The organism is Chryseobacterium sp. JK1 (genome assembly GCF_050632815.1).
GTDB lineage: Bacteria > Bacteroidota > Bacteroidia > Flavobacteriales > Weeksellaceae > Chryseobacterium.
Genome location: NZ_JBODRU010000006.1, coordinates 23,022 through 49,213, shown reverse-complemented (window position 1 = coordinate 49,213; position 26,192 = coordinate 23,022). Strand labels below are relative to the sequence as shown.

Annotated in this window: 22 protein-coding genes and 2 tRNA genes; 11 read left to right on the top strand and 13 right to left on the bottom strand. The window is 35.9% G+C overall.

From position 1 onward, the window contains the following. Window positions 1-18 precede the first annotated feature (18 nt). From ACQ76T_RS22135 to ACQ76T_RS22105, 7 genes are all read right to left on the bottom strand, one after another. Window positions 19-744, bottom strand: coding sequence for an energy transducer TonB (locus tag ACQ76T_RS22135; RefSeq protein ID WP_431345371.1), 726 nt, complete (start codon window positions 742-744; stop codon window positions 19-21). 115 nt (window positions 745-859) lie between these two features. After that, window positions 860-1,279 (bottom strand): energy transducer TonB, encoded by a 420-nt coding sequence (locus tag ACQ76T_RS22130; protein WP_431345370.1) that lies wholly within the window; start codon window positions 1,277-1,279, stop codon window positions 860-862. Between the two features lie 3 nt (window positions 1,280-1,282). After that, on the bottom strand, window positions 1,283-1,765 hold the full coding sequence (locus ACQ76T_RS22125; protein ID WP_431345369.1) for a hypothetical protein: 483 nt from the start codon (window positions 1,763-1,765) through the stop codon (window positions 1,283-1,285). 131 nt (window positions 1,766-1,896) lie between these two features. Beyond that, entirely contained in the window at window positions 1,897-3,630 is a 1,734-nt protein-coding gene (locus ACQ76T_RS22120; RefSeq protein ID WP_431345368.1) for a thiamine pyrophosphate-dependent enzyme, read from the bottom strand. 310 nt (window positions 3,631-3,940) lie between these two features. After that, on the bottom strand, window positions 3,941-5,143 hold the full coding sequence (gene lysA / locus ACQ76T_RS22115; RefSeq protein WP_431345367.1) for a diaminopimelate decarboxylase: 1,203 nt from the start codon (window positions 5,141-5,143) through the stop codon (window positions 3,941-3,943). A 260-nt stretch (window positions 5,144-5,403) separates the two neighbouring features. Continuing rightward, a complete protein-coding gene (locus tag ACQ76T_RS22110) occupies window positions 5,404-6,627 on the bottom strand; it encodes a 3'-5' exonuclease (protein WP_431345366.1) in 1,224 nt (407 codons plus the stop codon). 161 nt (window positions 6,628-6,788) lie between these two features. Beyond that, window positions 6,789-8,315 (bottom strand): helicase HerA-like domain-containing protein, encoded by a 1,527-nt coding sequence (locus tag ACQ76T_RS22105; RefSeq protein ID WP_431345365.1) that lies wholly within the window; start codon window positions 8,313-8,315, stop codon window positions 6,789-6,791. Window positions 8,316-8,662: 347 nt separating this feature from the next. Here ACQ76T_RS22105 and ACQ76T_RS22100 point away from each other — a divergent pair, with 347 nt between their 5' ends. From ACQ76T_RS22100 to ACQ76T_RS22090, 3 genes are read left to right on the top strand one after another with little or no spacing between them, the layout of a single operon-like run. Next, on the top strand, window positions 8,663-10,072 hold the full coding sequence (locus tag ACQ76T_RS22100; RefSeq protein WP_431345364.1) for an MBL fold metallo-hydrolase: 1,410 nt from the start codon (window positions 8,663-8,665) through the stop codon (window positions 10,070-10,072). A 4-nt stretch (window positions 10,073-10,076) separates the two neighbouring features. Further along, window positions 10,077-10,454: a rhodanese-like domain-containing protein gene (locus tag ACQ76T_RS22095; protein ID WP_431345363.1), complete on the top strand. Its 378-nt coding sequence runs from the start codon at window positions 10,077-10,079 to the stop codon at window positions 10,452-10,454. Between the two features lie 13 nt (window positions 10,455-10,467). Further along, window positions 10,468-10,767 (top strand): thioredoxin family protein, encoded by a 300-nt coding sequence (locus tag ACQ76T_RS22090; RefSeq protein ID WP_431345362.1) that lies wholly within the window; start codon window positions 10,468-10,470, stop codon window positions 10,765-10,767. A 45-nt stretch (window positions 10,768-10,812) separates the two neighbouring features. Here ACQ76T_RS22090 and ACQ76T_RS22085 read toward each other — a convergent pair whose 3' ends face one another. Then, window positions 10,813-11,565, bottom strand: a complete 753-nt coding sequence (locus tag ACQ76T_RS22085; RefSeq protein ID WP_431345361.1) for a nitrilase-related carbon-nitrogen hydrolase — start codon at window positions 11,563-11,565, stop codon at window positions 10,813-10,815. Between the two features lie 233 nt (window positions 11,566-11,798). Between ACQ76T_RS22085 and ACQ76T_RS22080 the strand changes: the two genes are divergently transcribed. The 3 genes from ACQ76T_RS22080 (at window position 11,799) to ACQ76T_RS22070 (ending at window position 13,991) form a co-directional block, all read left to right on the top strand. Beyond that, window positions 11,799-12,239: a DUF6646 family protein gene (locus ACQ76T_RS22080; protein WP_431345360.1), complete on the top strand. Its 441-nt coding sequence runs from the start codon at window positions 11,799-11,801 to the stop codon at window positions 12,237-12,239. A 106-nt stretch (window positions 12,240-12,345) separates the two neighbouring features. Then, the gene (gene rseP, locus ACQ76T_RS22075) at window positions 12,346-13,836 is read left to right on the top strand and encodes an RIP metalloprotease RseP (protein ID WP_431345359.1); all 1,491 of its coding nucleotides are present in this window, start codon (window positions 12,346-12,348) and stop codon (window positions 13,834-13,836) included. An 81-nt stretch (window positions 13,837-13,917) separates the two neighbouring features. After that, window positions 13,918-13,991 (top strand) — tRNA-Asn (locus ACQ76T_RS22070). 77 nt (window positions 13,992-14,068) lie between these two features. Here the strand turns inward: ACQ76T_RS22070 and ACQ76T_RS22065 are convergent. Further along, window positions 14,069-14,326, bottom strand: a complete 258-nt coding sequence (locus ACQ76T_RS22065) for a transposase (protein WP_431345358.1) — start codon at window positions 14,324-14,326, stop codon at window positions 14,069-14,071. Window positions 14,327-14,723: 397 nt separating this feature from the next. Here ACQ76T_RS22065 and ACQ76T_RS22060 point away from each other — a divergent pair, with 397 nt between their 5' ends. The 4 genes from ACQ76T_RS22060 (at window position 14,724) to ACQ76T_RS22045 (ending at window position 22,548) form a co-directional block, all read left to right on the top strand. After that, a complete protein-coding gene (locus ACQ76T_RS22060; RefSeq protein WP_431345357.1) occupies window positions 14,724-17,924 on the top strand; it encodes a S41 family peptidase in 3,201 nt (1,066 codons plus the stop codon). Window positions 17,925-18,205: 281 nt separating this feature from the next. Continuing rightward, a tRNA-Asn gene (locus ACQ76T_RS22055) sits at window positions 18,206-18,279 on the top strand. A gap of 175 nt (window positions 18,280-18,454) precedes the next feature. Further along, the gene (locus ACQ76T_RS22050) at window positions 18,455-19,255 is read left to right on the top strand and encodes a hypothetical protein (RefSeq protein WP_431345356.1); all 801 of its coding nucleotides are present in this window, start codon (window positions 18,455-18,457) and stop codon (window positions 19,253-19,255) included. A gap of 761 nt (window positions 19,256-20,016) precedes the next feature. Then, the gene (locus ACQ76T_RS22045) at window positions 20,017-22,548 is read left to right on the top strand and encodes a DUF5686 family protein (RefSeq protein WP_431345355.1); all 2,532 of its coding nucleotides are present in this window, start codon (window positions 20,017-20,019) and stop codon (window positions 22,546-22,548) included. Between the two features lie 78 nt (window positions 22,549-22,626). Here ACQ76T_RS22045 and ACQ76T_RS22040 read toward each other — a convergent pair whose 3' ends face one another. From ACQ76T_RS22040 to rplU, 4 genes are all read right to left on the bottom strand, one after another. After that, a complete protein-coding gene (locus ACQ76T_RS22040; protein ID WP_431345354.1) occupies window positions 22,627-23,844 on the bottom strand; it encodes a T9SS type A sorting domain-containing protein in 1,218 nt (405 codons plus the stop codon). A gap of 190 nt (window positions 23,845-24,034) precedes the next feature. Continuing rightward, window positions 24,035-24,202 (bottom strand): bacteriocin-like protein, encoded by a 168-nt coding sequence (locus ACQ76T_RS22035; RefSeq protein ID WP_431345353.1) that lies wholly within the window; start codon window positions 24,200-24,202, stop codon window positions 24,035-24,037. A gap of 175 nt (window positions 24,203-24,377) precedes the next feature. After that, window positions 24,378-24,635 carry a 50S ribosomal protein L27 gene (gene rpmA, locus ACQ76T_RS22030; RefSeq protein ID WP_431345352.1) on the bottom strand — a complete coding sequence of 86 codons (258 nt, stop codon included), beginning with the start codon at window positions 24,633-24,635 and terminating at the stop codon, window positions 24,378-24,380. Between the two features lie 28 nt (window positions 24,636-24,663). Next, window positions 24,664-25,035 (bottom strand): 50S ribosomal protein L21, encoded by a 372-nt coding sequence (gene rplU / locus ACQ76T_RS22025; RefSeq protein WP_422695050.1) that lies wholly within the window; start codon window positions 25,033-25,035, stop codon window positions 24,664-24,666. Between the two features lie 184 nt (window positions 25,036-25,219). Here rplU and ACQ76T_RS22020 point away from each other — a divergent pair, with 184 nt between their 5' ends. Then, window positions 25,220-26,110 (top strand): metalloprotease, encoded by an 891-nt coding sequence (locus ACQ76T_RS22020; protein WP_431345351.1) that lies wholly within the window; start codon window positions 25,220-25,222, stop codon window positions 26,108-26,110. Window positions 26,111-26,192 lie beyond the last annotated feature (82 nt).

The following is a 26,192-nucleotide window of genomic DNA, read 5'->3' as shown; positions in this document are numbered from 1 at the left end:
TGTGACAGAATGTCAGGATTATCTTTCAGTAAATGTTACAGAAAAATTTACGGGAAATGAAATTCTTTCAAGAATGGGAAGATCTTTATAAAAAGCTGGCATCCAAGGCTTTTTCATTCTCGATAGCGTTCGCATAAAATCATTGATGAATTTCCTGTTATCAACTTCCGGAAAAATCCTCGGGTTTACAATATTCCCGTCTTTACCAATATAAAACTCCAGATTTACTTTTCCATTCAGCTGGTAATCCGCAAAAATTGTCATAAAATTGTCATGAAACAATGTATCAAAAGCCTTGACCCCTTCAGGATATTTAGCATGTATTATAAACCTAGCTGCGTTATAGCCAGGCTGATAATTGCTCATTACATCTTTAGGGTATAGAATAAATTCTGTGATGGCACCAACTTTCCAGCCCTTTACCTCAGCCGGCTTCCACTTGGTTAGGTTTTTAAGAATTTCTTTGGAAAGATCATATGCGCATTTGTTTCTTGCAATGTTTGCAGTATCTGCGTCTTTGATAAATTTAACCTCCGCTTTATCTGTTATTATGATTCTAGGCTGATAAATTTCCTTTTCATCACATTCTTTAAACCTATTCTTAACAAGATATTCATGGACGTCTTTATAGAAATTAACGGTTCCCCCTTCATAAAAACTCTGCTTTTCGGGATATTCATCCAATATTTGTGCATGGCAAACAGAAACGAAAGCTAGAAATAGCGCAATAAAAACATTCTTCATTATTCAATTCAAATTATTCAGATGGTGTATAGTTTTCAGATGGTTTGGATAAAATTAACCTTGTAATACAGTTAAAATTTACTCACTCCACCTGTTTAACAAAAAAAATTATTTTTTAATCATGATCATAGACGTTATTCTGGAATCTGATTTTCATAATAAGTTTAGAATCTACAGGAGTTCCATTTTTAGTAGCAGGTTGCCATTTGCCTTTTACTTTTTTAAGGGCAAATTTCATATCATCAATAAATGATTCATCATTTTTGAACCTGGGCATAATATCCACTTTATCAATCTTCCCTTTTGAATTGATGTTAAACAGAAAAGTAACTTCTCCCTGAATAGCATACAAAGCAACATCAATATAAGCATAGACCATATTCATGAATTCCTTTTTAAAAGCTTCTTCTCCACCGGGAAATTCTGCCTTTTTGAAATCTTCACCTTTCTCAACCTGTATTTGAGCTTTCGCTTCCTGAGAAAAGCCTTTACCACTGATAAGCAATAAAGGCAAAATTAAAAGGTATTTTTTCATGTATTAGTCAATATCAGTTGCAATGGAAGAGAAACTCATTTTCACTTTTATCTGAGAAGCGACAGGCTGTCCTCCACAAGATGCCGGAGTCCAGTTCTTTTTAATTCTTCTTACGACATATTGCATATCATCAAAAAAGACTTTACTGTTCTCCACTTTTGGCATTCCGGTTACATCAATAACTTTACCAGTAGAATCTACTTTTAATGTGAAACTAAAATCTCCCGTCAGCGAATAGAAATCTGAGTTTAGATAAGCGTACATATACTTGTTCAATATATTTTTGTAAGCAGCAACTCCACCATCAAAACTTGCAGGTTTGAAATCTGCACACTTTACCGCAATCTGCATAAAGGGTTCTTTGATATCTATTTTTAAAATGTTTTTATTGCTATCTCTGATGAAAGAATCATCTCTATCTTCCTGATCCTGTGCAAATGAAAAAGTACCTACACATAATGCTAAAAAGAAAAATATAGTTTTCATAATTTTATTTTTTAGTTTTAATAATAAAACAAAGGTAAATATTTACTTCATGTATAAAAAAGAAAAACTTCACACAAAATATGAAGTTTTCAAAAATAGAATTGTTTTATCTTTTATAAAAGTGAAGATTATCACAACAAACCTTTGATATGCTTATAGTTACTCTTCACGGTTTCAAAGACCTCATCCATTTTTCCACCCAGCATCAGCTGAGCCATAGATTTTGTCATTCCCATGATCTGATCAAATTCAATTTTCGGAGGAAGGGCTAAAGCATTAGGATTTGTGAAGATATTAAGAAGATAAGGCCCGTTATGCTCCAGACATTCTCTTATAGAACTTTCCACCTCTTCCGGTAAATGAACATTTTTCCCCGGATATCCCATTGCGTGGGCAACCATTGCAAAATCAGGATTTACCATATCCGTTTCATTATCGGGCATACCGCCCACTTCCATTTCCAATTTTACCATTCCAAGGGTTCTGTTATTAAAAACGATCAGCTTTATAGGAAGTTTATATTGAAAAATGGTGGCCATATCTCCCAAAAGCATAGACAAACCACCATCTCCGCACATGGCAATCACCTGTCTTTCGGGATGGGACAATGAAGCTCCAATAGCCATAGGCATTGCATTCGCCATTGAACCATGGTTGAAAGATCCCAGCATTTTTCGCTGACCGGTTCCTGTTATGAATCTAGCTCCCCAAACACAGCACATTCCTGTATCGACGGTAAAAATGGCATTCCTATCAGCCAATCTATCCAGTGTATGGGCTACAAATTCCGGTTGAATAGCATTTTCTTTGCCAAAATCTTTCACATATTCCAACTGGTTTTCTTTTACTTTGTCATAAAATGCCAGTTGCTCATTTAAGAAATGCACATCTGTTTTTTCGCTCAGCAAAGGAAGTAAAGCGATGATAGTTTCTCTCACATCTCCCGTAAGTCCCAGTTCCAGTTTCGCTCTTCGGCCCAATCTTTCAGGACTTTCATCTATCTGAACAATTTTATTTTTTACCGGCATAAACTTCTGATACGGAAAGTCTGTCCCAAGTAAAATCACCAAATCTGCTTCATGCATGGCATGATAGGCTGAAGGAAACCCCAGCAAACCAGTAAGACCCACTTCATTTGGATTATTAGGCTGGATATCCATTTTTCCTCGGAATGAATACCCTACCGGAGCTTTCAGTAGTTTAGCCAGAGTGATCACTTCCCCACTTGCTCCAGCAGCTCCTATTCCACAATAAAGGGTTACTTTTTTACTTTCATTGATGAGAGAGGCTAAATTTTTCAGTTCTTCATCTGATGGACGAATCACTGGATTGGTTTTAAATATCTGGGTAGAGGTTGTTGTTTCTTCTGCCTCCAGTTCTGAAACATCACCTGGAAGACCTATTACTGCCACTCCTTTTTTAGAAATAGCATGTTGAATAGCAGTTTGAACAGTTCTCTGCACCTGCTCCGGACGTGTAATCATTTGATTATAATAGCTACAATCGTCAAATAATTTTATGGTATTGGTTTCCTGAAAATAATCCATCCCCATTTCGTCGCTGGGAATGGTGGAAGCGATAACCAGCATAGGGACATGAGAACGATGGGCTTCGTAAACTCCGTTAATGAGATGAACGTGCCCCGGACCACAACTTCCTGCACATACAGCTAACCCATCCAATTCAGCTTCTGCAGCTGCTGCATAAGCTCCCACTTCTTCATGACGTACATGAATCCATTGAATACTGCTTTTTTTGACTGCAACATTGAGATGATTAAGGCTGTCTCCTGTTACTGCGTAAATTCTTTTCACATTGGCATTTTCGAGTATTTCAACAATTTGCTCTGCTATATTTTTAGCCATAATTTAATATCTTTTTGGTGATTGTTTGCTGATGAAAAATGATAAAAACAGGATCTTTACCATTTCTATTTCTATCAAATTTAGCTAATAAAGTTGAAATCCTCACTCCATGTCAATGTTAAAACTTTGTAATTTTATCATAACGCCCGATATTTTTGCAGCAAAAAAATTTACATTATTCCAGGGATTTTTTTGCTCTGTTTACAACTTTTTCTTTAAACCTCATAGGTTTATTCCTCTATCAACCCATCAGCATTATAACAAAACAGCCACCTGAAAAAGGTGGCTGCTTATCTATTATGGTGTAAGTTTAGATCACTACTTCAATCTGATTTCTTAATAAATCTTCAAACTCATCTCTTTTACGGATCAGGTGAGCTTTTCCGTCTAAGAATAGAACCTCAGCAGGTTTCAGTCTTGAATTGAAGTTAGAACTCATTTCAAAACCGTAAGCTCCCGCATTATGGAAAGCAAGGATATCTCCTTCTCTTACTTCGTTTAATTTTCTGTCCCAGGCGAATGTATCTGTTTCACAAATGTTTCCTACTACAGTATAGATTCTTTCTGCTCCTTTTGGATTGGAAAGGTTCTCAATCATATGGTAAGAATCGTAAAACATCGGACGAATAAGGTGATTGAATCCTGAATTTACTCCAACAAAAACAGTAGCTGTTGTTTGTTTGATAACATTAGCTTTTACCAATAGATATCCGCTTTTCCCAACCAGGAATTTCCCTGGCTCGAACCATAGTTCAAATTTTTTCCCGGTAGATTTTGAGAATTCAGAGATTACTTTTTCTACTTTTTTTCCTAATGTTTTCACATCTGTTTCTTCTTCACTGTCCTGATAAGGAATTTTGAAACCGCTTCCCATATCAAGATACTTCAGATTAGGGAAATTCTCAGAAAGATCCAGCATAATTTCAAGGGCCTGAAGGAAAACATCCGGATCTTTGATTTCACTTCCCGTATGCATATGAAGACCTTCTACATTCAGGTTGGTACTTTTCATTACTCTTTCGATGTGACGAACCTGGTGAATAGAAATACCGAATTTACTATCGATATGGCCAGTTGAGATTTTATAGTTCCCCCCTGCAAAAATATGCGGATTGATTCTTACAAGGATAGGATAAGTATTTCCATATTTATTCCCGAATTGCTCAAGAATAGAAATGTTATCAATGTTAATATGAACCCCAAAAGTCATTGCTTCTTCTATCTCTGCTAAGTCAACACAATTGGGAGTAAACAAGATCTTTTCTTTTGCAAACCCTGCTTTTAATCCAAGTTTAACCTCGTTAATAGATACACAATCTAAAGATGCACCCAGTTTCTTGACATATTTCAGGATGTTGATGTTTGTCAACGCCTTCGCCGCATAGAAGAACTTTGTGTGTTTTAGGAAAGATGATGTCAGTTTTTCGTATTGATTTTTAATCGATTCCGCATCATAAACGTACACTGGTGTGCCAAACTCATTGGCAATCTTTAATAATTCTTGTGAATTCATAATTTCATTTTAACATAAAAAAAGGCAGATTCTTAAAAAAAGAGTCTGCCACATTGATTATTTTTTATGCAAGACAACTCTTTTAAATATTCCAAACCTTAGAGAACCTTACAGCTCCCTTTTTACCAGTTTTAATTTGTTTAAAATTTTGCATTGCTTCTATTTATTTTTTGCAAAAATACTATTTATTTTTTATTTCCTGAAAATTGATTTGAAAAGTACTTCACTATGCCTTAGTAGGAAAAGTGAAGATTTTTCTATTATTTCGGCAATGGTAATGTCTCAAAATCACCACGAAGGAGCGCCAGCTGTAATTCATTATTCAAATCTGCAGAAGATAACGGAAGGTCTATTTTCAGCTTTGCCAGTTTGCTTAAAGTCTGGATCTGTGTAAACAGCTCGTAAAAACCGAAAGAAACTACTTTCCCGTTTTCTATGATCAGGAATAATTTCTCACCTAGTTTTCGTCCCGTTCCCAACCAAAGCTCATTTCTTTTTCGGAATTCTATCTTTTGTATCAATGCAGAAACATCATTAAATTCTTCCTGAGAACCTATGAACTGAACGGCTTTTGTGCCCTGTGTAAATGATCTGAATTTCAACACCGGTTTTTCCGTTTTATTCAGTTTATTTTTTTCAACAACATATTTAGTGTTTCTGAAATATAATCCAAAAGGTAAAACTTCTTTCTTTTTAATGTTTTTCGAATTTAGAATCAGTTTGGCGATAATATCTGTTCCTGTCAGTTCAAAATTGACCTGTTCGACATCCTTCTGAAGCTGTTCCCATTTTTTGGATTTGGAATTGAAAACTTTCTTCGAAAACTTGTTGATATCCTGAACATAATCAGAGAAAATAATTCTTCCCACTCCATCCTGAAAATACACAAAACCTTTTTCATTCGGTAAATCCTGTGTAAGTTCCTTAATTTTGTTGATGTACGTTTTGGCATTAGATTCCTCATGCTGTTTTTGGATGATCTCGTTCTGAATATCTTTCGAAACCAGCAATTTGAAAAGCTCCAGAGTAGCTCGTGCATCTCCATCAGCTCTGTGATGATTCGTCAAAGGAATTCCCAATGATTTCACCAGTTTTCCCAATGAGTAGCTTACTTCATCCGGGATCAGTTTTTTGGCCAGCGGAATTGTATCTAATGTATTGATCTTAAAATCATAACCAAGCCTTTTGAATGATTGACGAAGCATTCTATAATCAAAATCGATATTATGTCCTACAAGAGTTGTATTTTCTGTAATTTCAATCACTCTTTTGGCTATTTCATGAAATTTCGGGGCAGTTTTAACCATTTTCGGGGTAATACTGGTCAGTTTTTGTACAAAAGGAGTGATATCACTTTCGGGGTTGACAAGTGATATAAACTGATCCGTAATTTTCTGACCATCATACTTGTAGATGGCTATATCTATAATGCATTCATTTCTATAACCTGCACCATTACTTTCTATGTCTATAATTGAATACATTGAATTTCTATTAACTGCTTTTTTGTCATGTTTATCAAAACACTGTTTTATTTTTCAATAAAATCAGGTCCTATTTTATCCTATTAAAGTAAAGATAACCTGCTAAATTAACAAAAAATATATCAAAAACATAACAGATAACTTTATAATATACTTTAAAACTACCTTCTACGACCTCCAAGACCAAACATTCCGAGGATTGCTCTTGCCCCTTCACGCATTAAGGTATTGGTAAAAGTTCTTCCAGCTTTACTTTGCAGTACTTGCTCAAACATTCCCGGCTCTTCTTTCACCGGTCTTGTTTTTTGAGTCGGTGCGGGATTCTGGGCAGCCTGCTCCATTCTTGCTGTTAATATTTCGTAGGCAGACTCTGGATCAACCGTTTTTTCATATTTAGCAACCATTGCTGATTTTGCTGTCAGCTCAGAAACTTCTGCTGCACTTAAAATATCCATTCTGGATTCCGGAGAGATCAGATAAGTGTGTGCTAAAGGTGTTGGAATTCCCTTTTCATCCAAAGCTGTTACAAAAGCTTCTCCGATTCCCATATTCTGAATGAGACTGGAAGCATTGTAAAATTCTGTGGTAGGATAATTTTCTACAGCTTTGGTGATTTCTCTTTTATCTTTTGCCGTAAATCCTCTCAACGCGTGCTGAATCTTTAATCCCAGCTGGGATAATATATTTTCAGGAACATCTCCGGGAATCTGAGTAATAAAATAGATCCCGACTCCTTTGGAACGGATTAGCTTCACCATTGTTTCAATCTGTGAAAGAAGAGCTTTTGATGCTTCATCAAAGAGCAGGTGAGCTTCATCTATAAATAATACCAGTTTTGGCCTTCCGCTGTCTCCTTCTTCAGGAAAAGTCATATAGATCTCCGCAAAAAGTGAAAGCATAAACGTAGAGAACAGCTGAGGTTTATTCTGTATATCTGCTACTCTTAAAATATTAACGACGCCTTTTCCGTCTCTTTTTTCTAATAAATCCTGTACATCAAAGCTTAATTCGCCAAAAAACGCTGTTGCTCCCTGCTGCTCTAAAGCAACAATTGATCTTAAAATAGCGCCTAATGAAGCTGATGCAATCGATCCATAGTTGGCTGCAAGCTCAGCTTTTCCTTGTGCATTGTCTGTTACATATTGTAACACTTTCTTTAAATCATTCAGATCAATCAAAGGAAGGCCTTTATCATCACAGTATTTAAAGACAATAGACATAATACTCTGTTGTGTATCATTAAGTTCTAAAATCTTACTGAGCAAAACAGGACCAAATTCTGTAACAGTAGCTCTCAACTTCACTCCTTCTCCTCCGGAAATACTCATCAGTTCTACCGGAAAACCTTGCGGAGTATAAGGAAGCTGTGTTTTTGCGTACCTTTCTTCAATAATGGAATTCATCTGGCCAGCTTCCGCAATCCCAGAAAAATCACCTTTGATATCTAGAACAAGAGAGGGAATTCCTGCGTGAGAAAGTTGTTCTGCAAATACCTGCAGGGTTTTGGTCTTACCTGTTCCGGTTGCTCCGGCAATAAGCCCATGGCGGTTGATTGTTTTCAAAGGAATGGTCACATTTACCTCCGGTACCACCTCACCGTCCAGCATTCCTTTTCCTAATATAATATGTTCTCCTTTTGGAGTGTATCTTGCATTTAATTCTTCAATAAATTGTGCTTTATCTGCCATCTGATCGTTTTTTTAAACTTATAAATATAAATGTTTTTGTAAAATATCGAATACAATTTCCCAGGGAACTTCTTGTACTGCCCTTTGGAAAAACTATCGACGGCAATTTAAGCAAATTTCAAACCACCCTATTTTTCTTTGATAATTCGTATTGCCCTCCATGCATGAACATGATAAAAAACAGCATTTTCAAATTAGCATTCTGTAAGGCATTCTTTTTGCTGAAAAATAAAGCGCATTAAACGCACGTTTAACAAAGTATTGAAAGAAACTATCAATGGAATTTAACATTTCATTTAGAATTTATCTAATACTTTGTATCTTTAACTAATTAAAAAAAGACCCCAATGAAAATTGAACAAATATATACGGGCTGTCTGGCTCAGGGTGCCTATTATATTGTATCAGAGAATGAAGCTGTGATTATTGATCCCTTAAGAGAGGTGAAACCTTATCTTGATCGTCTGGAAAAAGACAATGTCACGTTAAAATATATTTTTGAAACTCACTTTCACGCCGATTTTGTTTCCGGACATCTGGATTTAAGCAAAAAAACGGGTGCTCCTATTGTGTATGGACCTACTGCGGCTCCTGAATTTGAAGCTATCATTGCAGAGGATGACCAAATTTTTGAGGTAGGAAAAGTGAAAATTAAGGTAATGCACACTCCGGGACATACTATGGAAAGCAGCACTTACCTTTTGATTGACGAGAATGGTATTGAAACCGCTATTTTTACAGGTGACACTCTATTCTTAGGAGATGTAGGAAGACCGGATCTTGCTCAGAAAGCAACCAATCTTACTCAGGAAGATCTTGCCGGAATTTTGTATGACAGTCTTCAAAATAAAATTATGCCGCTGAATGACAGCGTTACGGTATATCCAGCGCACGGTGCTGGTTCTGCATGTGGAAAAAATATGCAGAAGGAAACGGTAGACATTTTAGGAAATCAGAAGAGAACAAATTACGCGCTGAACCAGCCAGATAAGGAATCTTTTATCAGAGAGGTTCTTGACGGACTGACTGCTCCACCAAAATATTTCGGAATGAACGTAGCCCTTAACAAAGGAGGATACGAAAGTCTGGACGTTGTAATGGATAAAGGTCTACAGCCTGTTGCTCCTGAAGATTTCGAAGCATTGGCAGAAGAAACCGGAGCTTTAATCTTAGATACAAGAGGAGCTGCAGACTTTCACAAAGGGTTCGTGCCCAATTCTATTAATATCGGATTAAAAGGAGATTTTGCCCCATGGGTAGGAACTCTAATTGTAGATGTAAAGCACCCGTTATTATTGGTAACTGACCAAGGAACAGAAGAAGAGGTAATCACCCGACTAAGCAGAGTAGGTTTTGATAATGTTGTAGGGTATCTACAGGGAAGCTTTGAAGCCTGGAAAAATACGGGTCACGAAACAGACGAAATCAAAAGAATTACTCCTGCCGAGTTTGCAGAAGAATTTACACCAGATGCTAAAGTAATAGATGTAAGAAAACTGACCGAATATTCTGCAGAGCATATTGACAACGCTTATAACAAACCATTAGACGCTATCAGCGACTGGGCGCGTACGATTGACGATTCTGAGCATTTCTTTCTTCATTGTGCAGGAGGATACAGAAGCATGATTGCAGCAAGCATACTTAACTCACACGGAATCAGAAATTTCACTGAAATAGAAGGAGGCTTCAACGGAATCAAAAAAACAGAAAAATTGCCTACTTCGGATTTTGTATGCCAATCCAAAACGTCATAACCCTATGAAAATTCAATTTTTCGGACTTATTTTAGCGGCCACATTTATGGTAACCTCCTGTAAATCAAATCAGACAACTTATGTTTCACAGACAAACATTAGAGAGATTGTAAACAGCTCAGATGTTACTTTAGTAGATGTTAGAATTCCTGAACAATATGCTGCGGGAACAGCTAACAATGCGGTTAATATCCCATTGTCCGAAATTCAGAATAACATAGAAGCCCTTAAAGGCAAAAAAGTTGTTGTTTTCTGTAATAAAGGGATACAGGCAGATCAGGCCGTGATCATTTTAAAGAAAAACGGAATAGAAGCTTATGACGGTACAACCTGGAAGAATGTAAAGGCTATTCAGAACGAAACAGATAAAAAAACAAACTAATACCCTACAAAAAATGTCACAAAAATTTCAGGAAATCATTAATTCCGAAAGACCGGTACTTATCGACTTTTTCGCTACCTGGTGCCAACCTTGTAAAGTACAGTCTTCGGTTCTTAATACCGTAAAAGAAAATATTGGCGAAGGTGCCAGAATTATTAAGATAGATGTAGATCAGTATCCGGCTATAGCAGCTGAGTATGGAGTGCGCGGAGTACCTACTCTGGCTGTTTTCAAACAAGGAGAATTGCTATGGAAAGAAAGTGGTGTGCATGATGTTAATACCCTTACCCATCTTTTGCAACAATATATGTAATCAAAATAAAAAAGGCTGAGTTTTTACTATCTCAGCCTTTTTTATTTATAATTGAATAGAAAAATCATCTCTGTCATTCAGGAACTGAAAATGATTTCTAAAATCTTTTAACTCGTTCATATCCAGGTCTGCAAATATGAGATTTCCATCCTTACGGGATATTTCCGCTCCATCTGCAAAGAAGCAATGAGAACTTTCCTGATAGAAGAGATTATTTCCATCTGTACCTATTCTGTTTAGCCCAAATACAAAAGCAAGATTTTCAATAGCTCTTGCTTTTAGAAGATGTTCCCAGGCTCCTACTCTTTTCTCCGGCCAGTTGGCTACGTATAAGATCGCATCATAATCATCATTATTTCTTGCAAAAACAGGAAAGCGAAGATCATAGCAAACCTGCAGTAAAAATCTGATTCCTTTATATTCCACAATTACCCTCTCATTTCCGGGAGTATACACTTTATCTTCTCCTGAAAAAGAAAACAAGTGCCTTTTATTATAGGAAGAAAGATCTTCATTGGGTTGTACAAAAAACATTCTGTTGTAAAAGTGACCATCCTGCTCAACAGGGGCACTTCCACAAAATGCAGCATTTTTTGCTTTCGAAAGTTTTTTTAAGAATTCAAGAGACTCCTCATTTCTGTCTGAAACTTCTGCAGCATCCATGCAGAAACCTGTTGAAAACATCTCCGGCAGTATAAAAAGATCTGCTTCAATATGTTGAAGCTCATTTTCTATATGTTTAAAATTCTCTGCTTTATTTTTCCAGATGATATCCAAATTAAGTCCTACAACTTTCATCTTTTTTATTCTTTTTTAAAATTATTTCAAATCTGAAGTATAAAAATACGGCTTTTCTCTCGATTAAAGAAAGCTTATCCTCAGGATTAAATATTCAGCTACGCCGTCTTTCTCAGAGAAAATAAAATTCTTAATATGTATTAAAGTCCTTCATTTTTACGGTTCACAGCAACTTTCGGTTTCATTTTTGATGATGCTAGTCTTTATTAATATCATTAAAAATTAAAAAATTTATGAAGAAATTGTTTTTTATGGTGATGATATTCTTTTTCGGAGCAACGGCCAATGCACAGGCATGGACAGGAAAGGGAGATCAGAAAATTCAGCTGGGTCTGAGTGCGTGGGGATATGGAACAGGAATAACGGGAACGTATGACTATGGACTCAACAAACTCATTTCAGTAGGAGCCGGAATCAACGGTTATTTTGATAATTACAAGAATAACGATAAAGACAATCGTGTTTTTGTTTTCGGAAGACTGAACTTCCATTTACAGGATGCTCTTAATCTTCCGGCAAAATGGGACATTTACCCGGGTGTTGATCTTGGAGTTCTGGGAAGAGACTTTGGAATAGGCGCTCATATTGGAGCCCGTTACTTCTTTACAGAGAAAATAGGAGTATTTGCAGAGGTGGGTAATAACGGAAGTCTGGGTGTTTCCTTCAATTTATAATCAAATAGTCTTTAAATATGACAAAGCTTCTCGTTTCGGGAGGCTTTTTTATTTGGCATAGTTTTGATAATTGTTACCTTTGCAAATTAAAATCTAAAATTTATTAATGGAAATAGCAATCAAACTCTTTCAGTTCATTCTGAGCATCTCTATACTTGTGCTTCTTCATGAGCTTGGGCACTTTTTACCGGCAATATGGTTCAAGACCAGAGCAGAGAAGTTTTTCCTGTTTTTTGATCCATATTTCTCCCTATTCTCGATGAAGAAAATCAACGGAAAATGGCAGTACAAATTTTTGTCAAAGAACCTTCCGGATTCTGAAGTAATTGAGGTGAACGGAAAGAAGGAAGAAGTTCCTATCGATATATCAAAACTTCCGGATAACGACTGGAGAAAACATCCTGAACAAACCAAATATGGTATTGGATGGCTTCCTTTCGGAGGATATGTAAAAATTGCCGGAATGGTAGATGAAAGCATGGATACTGCACAGATGAAAAAACCTGCAGAGCCATGGGAATTCAGATCAAAACCAGCTTGGCAGAGACTTATCATTATGCTGGGTGGGGTAACGGTTAACTTTTTCCTTGCCTGGTTAATTTACAGCAGCCTTTCCTTCTTTAAAGGAGAAACCTATACGGATATTACCAAATTTAGCAACGGTATTGAAGCAACTGAAGCCGGAAAGAAAATGGGCTTCCAGAATGGTGATAAAATCATCAGCGTAGACGGGAAACCTGCAGAAAGATTAGAAAATACTTCAATCAATATTCTGTTAGGAGATCATGTTACTGTAAACAGAAACGGACAGGAAGTTACTTTCCCGGTAAATGCTGACGGTGTGGCAGAAGTTCTTAAGCAAAAAGAGGCAAAACTGTATATAACTCCGAGAGTTTCAATGGTGGTTGACTCATTGGCAACTCCTTCTTCTCAGGCTTCAGGTCTGGCAAAAGGTGATAAAATTGTGGGTATCAACGGAAAAAAAGCGGCTTTCTTTGATGAAGTAAGCACTCTTTTAGCTGAAAACAAAGGAAAAACGATTACTGTAGATGTAGAAAGAAACGGTGCTTTACAAACCTTACCTAACGTTTCTGTTGATAAAAACGGAAAACTGGGTATCGCTATTGACACTAAAAGCATCGCCAAAAATATTGTAACCAATAAGAAATATTCTTTCGGAGAAGCTATTCCGAGAGGGTTTACCAGAACTATTGAAGCGTTAACTGCACAGGTTAAACAATTCAAGATCATGTTCAACTCTAAAGTTCAGGGGTATAAAAACGTAGGAGGTCCTATTGCTATTGTAAAAAATATGCCTGTAGATAAAAGTGCTGACGGAAGCTTTACTATCAACTGGACTGCATTCTGGAGTTTTACAGCGATGTTCTCTGTATGGTTGGCATTCCTTAACCTGATTCCTATTCCGGGACTTGATGGTGGACACGTTTTATTTACTTTATATGAAATTATTGTAGGAAAACCAGTTCCACAAAAGGTATTGGAAAACGCACAGATGATCGGAGTTATCTTCCTGTTAGGCTTGATGTTACTGATCTTCGGAAGCGATATCTTCAAGGTATTCACAGGGAAATTATAATTTTTTTGAAAATTTTTCTTAAAAATATTTGTAGGGTATAAATATTCGTCCTATATTTGCACCACTTAAAACAAAGGACATTCCTCCTTAGCTCAGTTGGTTAGAGCATCTGACTGTTAATCAGAGGGTCGCTGGTTCGAGCCCAGCAGGAGGAGCAAAAAGACTTACAGAAATGTAGGTCTTTTTTTATGCCCTAATGTGACTTTCGTGGATCAGGTTTAAAAGTTGAGGGCTAAGCAAAAAGTTTGGTTAATCTGAATAGAAAAAATGTTCTGTCTTTCACGCCTCTGAGCTGCATCCTGAAGTTTTTAATTTTAGCATTGAAAGATTCAGCCGCTGCATTAGTGCTTCTTTCATCAAAATAATTTAGAATATCTCTGTAATGATGTATTATAGTCTTCTTTAAAATGGGAAATGATTTTAAATCTGCTTCTTCCACATTTCTGAACCAATGCATCAGCGTGGTCACCGCTACAGATTTTCTTCCCAAATTTTTGTGATTGATCTATTTTTTAATCGCAAAGATGATGATTCAAATGTTTTATTTTAGGAAACAAAGAACGGCGACTTTGTCGCTGAAGAAGCTTAGTGAATGTACATTTGCTTAGAAAGAATCAATTTCATTGATCCCACCCTTTGCTCCTTTGAAAATAGGAGATAAAAGGCTAAAAACTTTGCGTTAAATAAAATTCCATGAATACAATATTCCTCCAGCTTTTGAGGCTGATCCAACATTTATAGCATTTTCCAACTATATAAGATAATACGCATCGCTTTTAAATAAAAGTAAAGCAAAATATTTGCAACTTTATTGTTATTTTTACAGTACAAGAATTCTTTTGCACCGCAAGTATTCCTATAGATATTCAAGACTATCAAACTATCTCATGAAGAAAACTATTATTTCGTTATTAACAGCCTTTGCTATTATACAAACTTCCGCACAGGAAAAATCTTATTTTTTATCAAGCCCTTCTTTAAGCCCGGATGGAAAAACCGCTTACTTTGCTTACGATGGAGACATTTGGAAAGCAGATTCCAATGGAGGTAACGCATCAAGAATTACCGCTCTAGATGGTGAGGAAATAAATCCCCGAATCTCTCCCGACGGAAAATGGCTTGCATTCAGTTCCAATCAATATGGGAATTACGATGTTTTTGTAATGCCAGCAGAAGGAGGAAACATCAAACAGTTAACCTTTCATACAGGAAAAGACGAAATGGAAAGCTGGGGTTGGGACAGCAAAACCATTTATTTTACCTCCAGCAGAAACAATAACTTTGGAAGTTTTAAAACGACTATTGAAGGAAAAACTCCACAAAAGCTTTTTAATAACTACTTTAATAACACCAACGGCCTTGCAGAAACTCCTACAGGGGAATACCTTTTTACAAGTTCTTCTGAGAGTGCTAACCAGGTACACCGTAAGCGCTATAAAGGAGAAAACAATCCTGATATCTTAGGATATAATCCCAAAAGCAATTCTTTCAAACAATACACCAATTACGAAGGAAAGGATTTTAACCCAACTGTAGATAAAAATGGTATTATTTATTTCATTTCTGATGAGAACAATAATGAATACAATCTTTATAAAATTGAAAACGGCAAAAAGACAGCTTTAACTCAGTTTGATACTTCTATAAAAAAACCTTTCGTTGCAGCGAACGGTTCTAAAGTGATCTTTGAAAAAGATTATCAGCTTTACATTTATGACGCAGCAACAAAGAACACAAAACTTCTAAACGTCAGCCTTAACGCCAACAAAACTCTGGAAAAGGCTCAAAATTTTAGTGTAGAAAACAATATTTCTTACTATAACGTTTCTCCTGATGGTAAAAAGATAGCATTTATCAGCCGAGGGATCGTTTTTGTGTCAGACATCGAAGGAAAATTCACCCAACAGATTTCCGATGGTCAAGAACGCGCTATGGAAGTGAAATGGCTGAAAGACAACCGTACGCTAATCTTCAATCAGACTGACAAAGGATATCAAAACTGGTTCAGTATTTCTGCCGACGGAAAAGGCCAATTGAAACAGCTTACTCATGATTCTCGAAATAACCGCAACATCACTCTTAACAGCGATCTCTCAAAGGCAGTTTACTTAAGTGGACGTGACGAAGTAAGATTGATGGATTTAAAGAACTTTGATTCCAAAACCATTGTAAAAGACGAGATATGGGCGTTCCAAAACTCAACTCCTTCGTTCTCTCCGAATAATGAATATGTTTTGTTCTCCGCAAAAAGGAATTTCGAACTGGATATTTTCATCTACAATATCAAAAAAGAACAGACTATCAACCTTACCAATACTGGTGTTTCGGAGGAAGATCCTGTATGGTCACCAAACGGGAAATATATCTATTTTGCAAGCGACAGAACCAACCCGTCTTATCCTTTAGGAATGCAGAAATCCAACATTTACCGTATGGCTCTGGATTGGTTTGACGAACCTTACAAATCTGAAAAATTCGACAGCCTTTTCAAGGAAGAAAAAAAGGACACCAAACCTTCCGAAACCGAAAAAGACAACAAAACCAAAAAAGATAAAAAAGAAAGCGAAAATAAAGAAGAGGATAAAGACAAAAAGGAAGAGAAAGATAAAGAGCCTGTTGTAAAAGAGATAAAAGTTAATCCAGAATACACGCTGGAAAGAATAGAACTTGTTACCGACCGATATGGGTATCAGGAAGATCCGGCTGTTTTCGTTGATGACAAGAAAGAAATCTTATTGTTCAATTCCAATCAGGATAATGGGAAGCGACAGCTCTATAAAAAAGTTTTCACAGATTTTGAACCTGCTAAATCCGAAAAGGTTTTCGACAAAGCAGCGTATTACATTACCAAGAGTGAAAAAAACATTTTTGCGCTTATAGAAGGAAACGTCTACAAAACAACCCTTGCCGCTCTAAAACCTGAAAAAGTAAATATTCAGTACACCTTTGATAAAGATCTTGCCTCCGAATTCACCCAAATGTATAGTGAAGCCTGGACCGGTGTAGAAGAAAATTTCTATGACGAGAACTTCCACGGCATCAACTGGAAAACCAAAAAAGAACAGTACGCAAAATATCTTCCTTATGTACACAACAGAAATGATCTTAGGATTTTATTGAATGATCTTTTAGGTGAGCTCAACTCTTCTCATATCGGATTTTCTTCAATGGGAAAAGAGGAAACCCGATACTTGAACTATTTCACCAATGAAACAGGAATTATCTTCAAACAAGATCAGCCTTATACCGTAGAAAGCATTGTACGAAAATCTCCTGCCTTCCGATCTGGCGTAGACATCAAACCGGGAGATCAACTGGTTTCTGTAAACGGGAAAAATATTGATATTCAGGAGAATAACGAAATTTATTTTACAAGTCCTAAAAAACAGGATGAGCTTATTCTTGTACTCAACCGCTCTGGTAAAAACATAACAACAAAAGTACATCCGATTTCCAATGCAGAATTAAAAGGACTGCTTTATGACGACTGGATCTTTAATAACAAACAAAAAGTTAATCAACTCAGCAACAATAGAATAGCCTATTCATACATGAAAAACATGTCTACCGATGAGCTGGATCGCTTCCTGTTAGATATGGTAGAACAGGAAAATCAGAAAGATGCCGTTATTCTCGATTTGCGCTACAATACAGGAGGAAACGTTCATGACAAAGTTTTGAATTTCCTTTCTCAAAGACCTTACCTTCAATGGAAATACCGTGAAGGAAAAATGACGACTCAACCTAATTTTGCTCCTTCCGGAAAACCTATTGTTCTGCTTATTAATGAAGCTTCATTAAGTGATGCTGAAATGACTGCTGCCGGTTTCAAGGCGCTGAAATTAGGAAAAATTATCGGGCAGGATACCTATCGATGGATTATTTTCACTTCTGCAAAAGGACTTGTAGACGGATCTTCCTACAGGCTGCCTTCCTGGGGAACTTATACCCTGGACGGCCAGAATCTGGAAAAGACAGGAGTAAAACCTGATATTTACATTAAAAACACCTTTATGGATCGACAGCAAGGGAATGACCCTCAGCTAAACCGTGCCATTCAGGAGATACTGAAAGATTTGAAGAAATAATGATTATAAGACCTGCAAAAATGCAGGTCTTATTTCTTATCCTTTATTTTAGGATCATCCCTTTAGAATCTAAAGAATATATGATAGTCAATGTTTTTTTGTAAATGTCATGACTCCATTTTCAGGGTGACACCAAGGATCATCAGACTTCGAATAAAAAAAAATAAAATATTTCTTATTGAATTTCAATACTTTTAGACAAAAAGCCCCAGAATAAAGGATAAAAACTTGCTTCGAACGAATATTCCTATTATATTTGCACCACTTAAAACAAAGGACATTCCTCCTTAGCTCAGTTGGTTAGAGCATCTGACTGTTAATCAGAGGGTCGCTGGTTCGAGCCCAGCAGGAGGAGCTACTTAAAATCAAGCACTTACAGCAATGTAGGTGCTTTTTATTTTTATCAAGGTCAAGGTAGACAAAAATTTTCCACCGTTTCTAACAAAAAATATCAGTGTTTAAAAAATCTTAAAATAAAATCTTATCAAAAACAAAACATAAACGCTACAAGTTTTGAAAAAAATAAGCTTTTGTTTGAACCAAAACTATACTTAAAATATAAAATTAATGATATATCCTTAATTAATGGGATAGTTAGTTATGGTCAAAAACCTTTTTCAGAGGATAAGTTAATCATGAATCCTGTATTTATAAGTAACAGAAACGTTATTAGTAACGTAACACCTCTGGAAATTCAAAAAACATTTAATAGCAGATTAAGTTATGTAATAAATGATTTATATAAGCAATTAAATTTTAATTTAGGGTTATATTATACTAACGATAAAGGCAATTATTTTTCAGAAATAAATATTGCTCCTTATCTAACAAGCTATAAGTATTTTTATTCCCCTAATACAAGAAATACTTATGGATTGGATTTTTCTTATGACAAATATTTTTCTTTTTTAGATAGTGTAATTAAATTGGGTTCGAATGTCTCATTTTCAAATTATGAAAATATTGTTAACAATTCCGAAATTAGAAAAATAAATAACAATTCAGTTATTAACGATTTTTCATGGAGAACAGTTTTTGATTTAAAAATAAACTTTGAAAATAAGTTTACTTACAACATCAATACTACCAAAGTTGAGGCAGGTGAAAAGAATATTTTGAAATCATTTAATAATAGTTTTAAAATTATAGCAAAACCTTTCAGAAAAGTCTCTCTTATTTCTGGAATTGATTATTTCCTTCCAAATATTGACAAGAAAACAAATTATATATTTATTGATAGTACAATAAAATATGCAGTTAATAGAAGTTGGGAGCTATCTTTTTTTGCAAAAAACTACTCAACAAAAGAAGTATTACCGAAATTGACATAAATGATTACTCTATTAATACTACTAATGCTCAGATAATTCCCAGATATTTTTTATTGAATATTACATATAATTTTTAATAAATGTTGTGTTTTTTGAATCTGCCTATTGACTTGTCAAAATTCAAACCGGAAAAAGCTCAATTCAAATACAGATTTGTGGACAATTCAGAAGGAAGAGCAACCGGTCCTTCAGATTCTTATTTGGAAGCCTTATTGTATTTTGATGAAAAAACAATGGATAAAATCTGGGAAATAGGCTAAACTGTAGACTTTAACCGTTCTGATTATTCTAAAGAAGATTTCAATTTCACGTGGCTTAAAGAACCTGTTTCCTCGGAACTTAAAGCATCAGATACGTTAAAAAAGCGGTCATCCGGATCTGGTTTTTGGTACTGCCAACGGAAAATACTTGTATTTGAAGAATAAAATCATCAAATCAAATTAAAAGGTACATCCGTTTTCCTGTATTTCTTTGGAGGATTTTTATTCAAGATCTTAAGTAATCCTCAAGCACAAAAACTTACATCATTCATGAATGTCTAATAAGAAGATAACTCGTCAAAAAGAAATCTTTTTATTGGGCATTAATGCATTGATACTTTATATTTTAAGCGTAAAAATTTCTTATTTATTTTAGTACACACTATATTATTTTCGTTACATTTGCCGTTTATATGTAAGAATAGAAATATTTTATTTTTTTATATATTTTTTTAAATAATCTGCATACTTTTTGTTTGTGGTAATTGCCTGAAGAAACGAATGATGTTAAATAATAACCCTAAAAAGCACTATTTTATATTTTTCCTCCTGATCCTTACGAGCTCAGCCTATGCACAAAACCGTGTCAGCGGTAGAATTGTGGATGAAAAAAACAATAAAGAACTCAGTAAAGTTGATATTTTTGTCAATAACAGTACAAAGCCTTCTCTTACCACAACATCCGGCAGTTTCATTGTTCAATCAGACAGCATTATTCACAAATTAAAGTTCGCAAGAAAAAGCTATACTCCTGAAACCCTGGACATAACTCCTGAAAATACAGAAAACATTTTTGTACAGCTTTCCCAGGCGAAAGTAAGTGATATTCAGGAAATTGTTCTTCAAAGTGGAAAAACGAAATACAAAAATAAAAAAGAGAATCCCGCTTATGCCATCATGCAAAAAGTGTGGGCACAGAAAAGAAATAACGGGTTAGAAAAATTTGACACCTACTCCTTCAAAGAGTATGAAAAAACCCAGTTTGATCTCAACAATCTGGACAGTACTTTCATGAAAAAGAAGATTTTCAACAAACTGGACTTTATTTTCAGCTATGCTGATTCTACAGCCAGTGGAAAGCTTGGACTTCCTATCTTCCTGAATGAAGCTGTATATGAAAATTTCGGGAAAAACAGACCGGATAAAGACAGTAAAAGAACTTTGATTGCCCAGAAAACTTCGGGATTTCAGGACAATCAGGTAATCACTGTTTCAGCTAAAAACTTATACCGGGATATCAATATTTACGATAATACGCTGAATTATTTCGACATAGGGTTTCAAAGCCCGGCAGGAAGTGATGGTTTCGGAACCTATGACTACACCCTGACAGACACTATTAGTATTCGTGGCGAAAAAGCTTTTCAGATCAGATATCAGCCCAAAAGAAAAGACGTCCTTGCCTTCCAGGGAAATCTTTATATTGATACGGACACTTATGCTATTCTGGGAGCTACATTAAGATCAACGCAGAAAATCAATGTCAATTTTGTTAACAGTGTGTATACCCAGGTGGAATACGATAATCCTGACGATGCGACATTTCTTCCTAAAAAGCTAATTACAGAGTTTGAAATGAGCCCCTTTTCAAAAAAGAAAGGCTCCAAAAGCATTATTGCGAAAAGATCGGTAGATTATTCTGATTATCAATTCAACAAACCTCTTGATCCTAAAGTATTTAAACGTACAGAAGAAGAATACGAAGACAAGTTTACAGATAAAGATGAAGCTTACTGGACAAAAGCCAGACCTGACACCTTATCTAAAGCCGAACAAGGAGTCTACAACATGCTTGATCAGCTACAGCAGACCCCGAAATTCAACCGAATGGTAAAATTGTTTGAAACGCTTGGTTCCCGTTATTATAATGCCTTTAGAGGGATCGATATCGGCCCCATCTTCTCGATATACGGAAGGAATGTGGTAGAAGGAGACAGAATCCGATTAGGTGCAAGATCTTATTTTGGTTTGAATGACCCTTGGAGAGTACAGTTTTATACCGCATACGGATTCAAAGACCATCAGGTAAAATATGGTGTGGATGCACGATATATGTTCAACAGACTTAACCGTTTTATGATCGGAGCAGGAACCAGCAGAGATATTGTTCAGCTGGGGGGACAGCTTACATCGGGTGACGGGCTTGCTTCGCGAAATCTGTCTTCAAGTACTTTCTTTGCAAGAGGAGAAAACATTTCTTTAAGTTCTGTAAACCAAACTAATGTTTTTGCTGCTATTGAGCCCTGGAAAAATTTCCAGATAAGAATTGACGGGGTTATGCAAAGCATCAAATCTGCAATTCCTGAGAAATTCAACCTTATGTATTATCAGGACGGAAATCTGAGAAAGACGGTAAATGATTCTCACGTAACGATCAGTTTAATTGCCAAGCCGGGAGCTAAATTCTCACAAACCGGAATAGACAGATATCAGGCAAGAAATCTTGCTCCAACCATTGTTCTAAGATATACAAGAGGAATTGAGGGGCTTTTCAATGCCGATTTTAATTATGACAAGCTACAATTTATGGTGTATAAACCATTCTTAATTGGAAGCCTGGGAAAAATGATTGTCAATTTTGAAGCAGGAAAAAACTTTAATACCGTTCCTTTAGCATTACAGAATATTATTCCAGCTAATTTATCATATGGTTTAGCACCTAATACCTTTTCTCAGCTGAACTATTATGAATTTGTTGCAGACGCTTATACCACACTTCACCTTGAGCATCATTTTAATGGTAAGATACTTTCTTACATTCCATTAATCAAAAAGCTAAAGCTTAGGGAAGTCGCTTTTATACGAGGCGCATATGGTACTTTAAGTGACGCTTCTAAAGCTATCAATGTGGAAGGTTTCAGATATTCAGCTCCAAGCGAGCATATCTATTATGAATATGGTTTCGGTATTGAAAATATTGGAATCGGTAACCTGAGAATTTTCAGAGTAGATTTTAACTGGAGAGGAAATTATCTTGACAGGCCTGATATTTCAAAATTTGGTGTGAAAGCAGGATTCCAGGTAGGTTTCTAAGAAAAAAAATATTTAATAAGACCCGGCGGCTTCTTCGAAGCCGCCGGGTCTTATATTAAAAAGCTATATATTCAATCTTTATTTTTTCATTACTTTGATTGATTTCACCTCTTTATCTGATTGTAACAACAGGTAGTATATACCTGCAGGAAGATTCTTAACATTAATAGAACTGTTTTCCTGTAATGACTCTGAAGAAAGGGTTTTACCTGTTTCATCCATTAATCTGTAAGTACTGAATGTATTATTTTTGATATAAATATAATCTGTTACAGGATTAGGATACACTTCTGCATTCTTCTCTTTTATCACATTCTGAACATTCAGGTTAGATGAGCCTGAACCTGCAAGCCAGATGACTGCATTTACCAGAAGCGGCCTGTGATTTCCGTTAGCATCACTTGAATATCCATTATAGAGCGTATCATTAGGATCCCCTGTGCCGTCATCGGGAACAGAACTGTCTCCCAAAGCACAAATTCTTCCATTTCCATAAGTTGCTGTAGCAAACATTACATTTGTACTTCCGGTATTGGATGCACTTGAAGTAAAGACCAGTCCCTGCACAGATGGATTACTGTTTTTATTAAGGGTCATCGTTGCTCCGCTGGAGTACTTCATTTGGGTTGGAGTTCCCTGTGGTCCTGCTAAAATTGCAGGATTCATACTTATGGGAGCAAAATTCGAAGTGGACGGAGATACACTGTTCAAATCAAAACTGACTCCAAATGGGTTTGCAACAACCCCATTGTTGGTAAAAAAATCATTCCAGATATTAGGAGAATCCCAACCGTCATTATTTCGATCACTTTGATTATGGTCAGAAATAATAAAAAGTCCTCCTCCATTGGCTACAAAATTTAATAAAGCTGTTTTTTCAGAATCGGTGAATTTAATATTGGGCTCATCTATCACAAAAACCTTATAATTTGACAGATCCTGAATATTAGACGAATTCCCGTAAGTAATACTGCCATTGTAAGGCAATGTTTCAACAATATATCCTTGTTTAACAAGATCTATTCCCCAGTTGCTCAAAGCTCCCTGCCAATAGGTTTCGGGAGTAGTAGCTGTAATTGTATTTTGTGCAGGAGTCGGAAATCTCTGTGGGTTAGATTCCGATCCTGAAGTTGTAACTCCGGTAGCGTTAAAGTTAAGGTTATGGACATCTGCATCAATCACCCAATCAGCATTTCCTGCAGATTCCGCTTTAGTAGCATCAAAGAGAACTTTTAGCTGCGCCTGCCAACTTACAGAAGCCAGCAAACCAAGCATTAGTATCATTTTACCTTTCATGTTCAAGTTATTTAAAATGGGGTACAAAATTATAATACTTTTGACTTCACTGAACGGGTAAAAATTAAAATTCAATTAAAATTCAAAAATGCCGTAACCTCAGAGAAGTCACAGCATTTCAAACTATTATCTATCTTTATTATTGAACATCTGAACAGTTATTATTCAGACTATCTTTTCTACAGATTACTTACTCTAAACATTCTGTACAAGCCTCAGACAATATACAATGAGATTTCTGCCACGGGGACCATCTGCACCATTCGTCGCATGACTGAAACATCGAAGGGCAGCTGGCTGCTACTCCACCACTGATTTGCTTCAAATTCCTTTTGTTTAATTTTTTAAGATTTTTCATGGATATTTCGTTTTAGTTTTTAGTTTTTTCAATCAAATCAGCACTCAATTATGACAAATATATAAATATTTCACTACAGAAAGATAATCAATGAGGGAATTTCACTTTTTTATTAACTTAAAAACAAAAAAGTCTCAGCAATGCTGAGACTTTAATTTTTATAAAACGCTTCTAATTATGCGTTTGCTTCTACAGATACGAAAGATCTGTTGTTTGCTTTCTTTCTGAAAACTACTTTACCATCAATTAGAGCAAACAAAGTGTGGTCTTTACCGATTCCCACGTTATCACCTGGGTGGTGCTGAGTACCTCTTTGTCTAACAATAATGTTTCCGGCAATAGCTTCTTGTCCTCCGAAAATCTTCACACCTAATCTTTTAGAGTGAGACTCTCTACCGTTCTTGGAACTACCAACTCCTTTCTTGTGTGCCATTTTATTTTAAGGTTTTTTGGTTTATAAATTATTCTGCGTCTTCAGCTTCAACTTTCTTAGTTGCTTTTTTAGCTGGTTTTTTAGCTTCATCAAATCCTGTAATACCAGTGATTACGATTTGAGTTAAAGATTGTCTGTGACCATTTTTCACTTTGTAACCTTTTCTTCTTTTCTTTTTGAAAACGATTACTTTATCAGCTTTTACGTGGTCTAAGATCTCTGCATCTACAGTGATACCGCTTACAGCTGGGGCGCCTACAGTGATTGAACCGTTTACAGTAAGAAGAACTTTATCGAAAGAAACTTTTCCTCCTTTATCTCCTTTTAAACGGTTTACAAACAACTTCTGGTCTTTCTCAACTTTGTATTGAAGCCCTGCTATTTCTACAATTGCAAACATTGTTTATAAAATTTTTAGTTATTTCGAGGTGCAAATATACAAATTAATTTCTAATTAACTTACAATCAAAACAATATTTTTTCATAAACCATCTTCTCACTATGCTTTGAATAATTTTTAACAATAAAATATTCACAGTTAAGAGATTATTTCATACCTTCGTTTGACCAAATTGAATATTTATATGAAAAAAAACTTGAATTTCTGTCTATTATTGGCAGGCGCATTGGCCGTTACAACACTGGCTGCCTGCAGCGATGACAAAATGGACGAAGCTGTTCTTCCACAGCAAGAAACACTGAATGCAAAAATCGAACAACCCGGAGAACGTGAAAAGGTCTGCTATTATGTAGACAACAACTGGAGCAATTCAGCTATTTTGAAGTCTGGACTTCAAAATTCTGCAGACACCAACTTTATGAATGGTCAGATGACCAAAATTGCAAGCCTTTGGGGAAGAAGCAATCCTGTTCTACAATATGTAGACGATCCTTCCAACTTCAATTCCACTTACAATGCCATCTCATATGGTAATGGAAAAATTTACTACGGATACGCCATTTATTATGATGCAAAATCAAAAGGAGGAGATATTGTAAACGCAATGATCCTTGCCCACGAATACGGACATCAGTTGCAGTACATTTTCGGGCTTCCTTCTGTCAACGAAAATACGGCAAGACCGAACGAACTGGAAGCAGATGGTTTCGCAGGATATTATCTGAGAAGACCAAACGGTTACAACAAAACCAACTTCTCAGAAATCGCAGCCGCTTATGAGTTTGCCCAAAGTATCGGAGATTATCAGACCTCAAGCCCGAACCACCATGGAACTCCCGCACAAAGGAGATCAGCAGTTCGTTTAGGATTTCTTTTAGGACAGTATGATCTTAATGCCTCCAATTTCGATTACAATTTCTTCTATTACTATCAGGGAGTTCTGAATGGAAGTTATAAAATGGCTAAGAACACGGTAAGTCCTGAAATTGATGCTTATATGAGTCAATATATTGATGAATTAAGAAAAATTCAGTCAGGAGAAATTTCTGCAGAGGAATTCAAAAACCTTAAATAAACGTAAACATTCATTTTTAGCATATTTAAGAAAGGGGTGGGCAGTAATGTTCCACCTCTTTTTTTGTTTTGAACAATAAGAG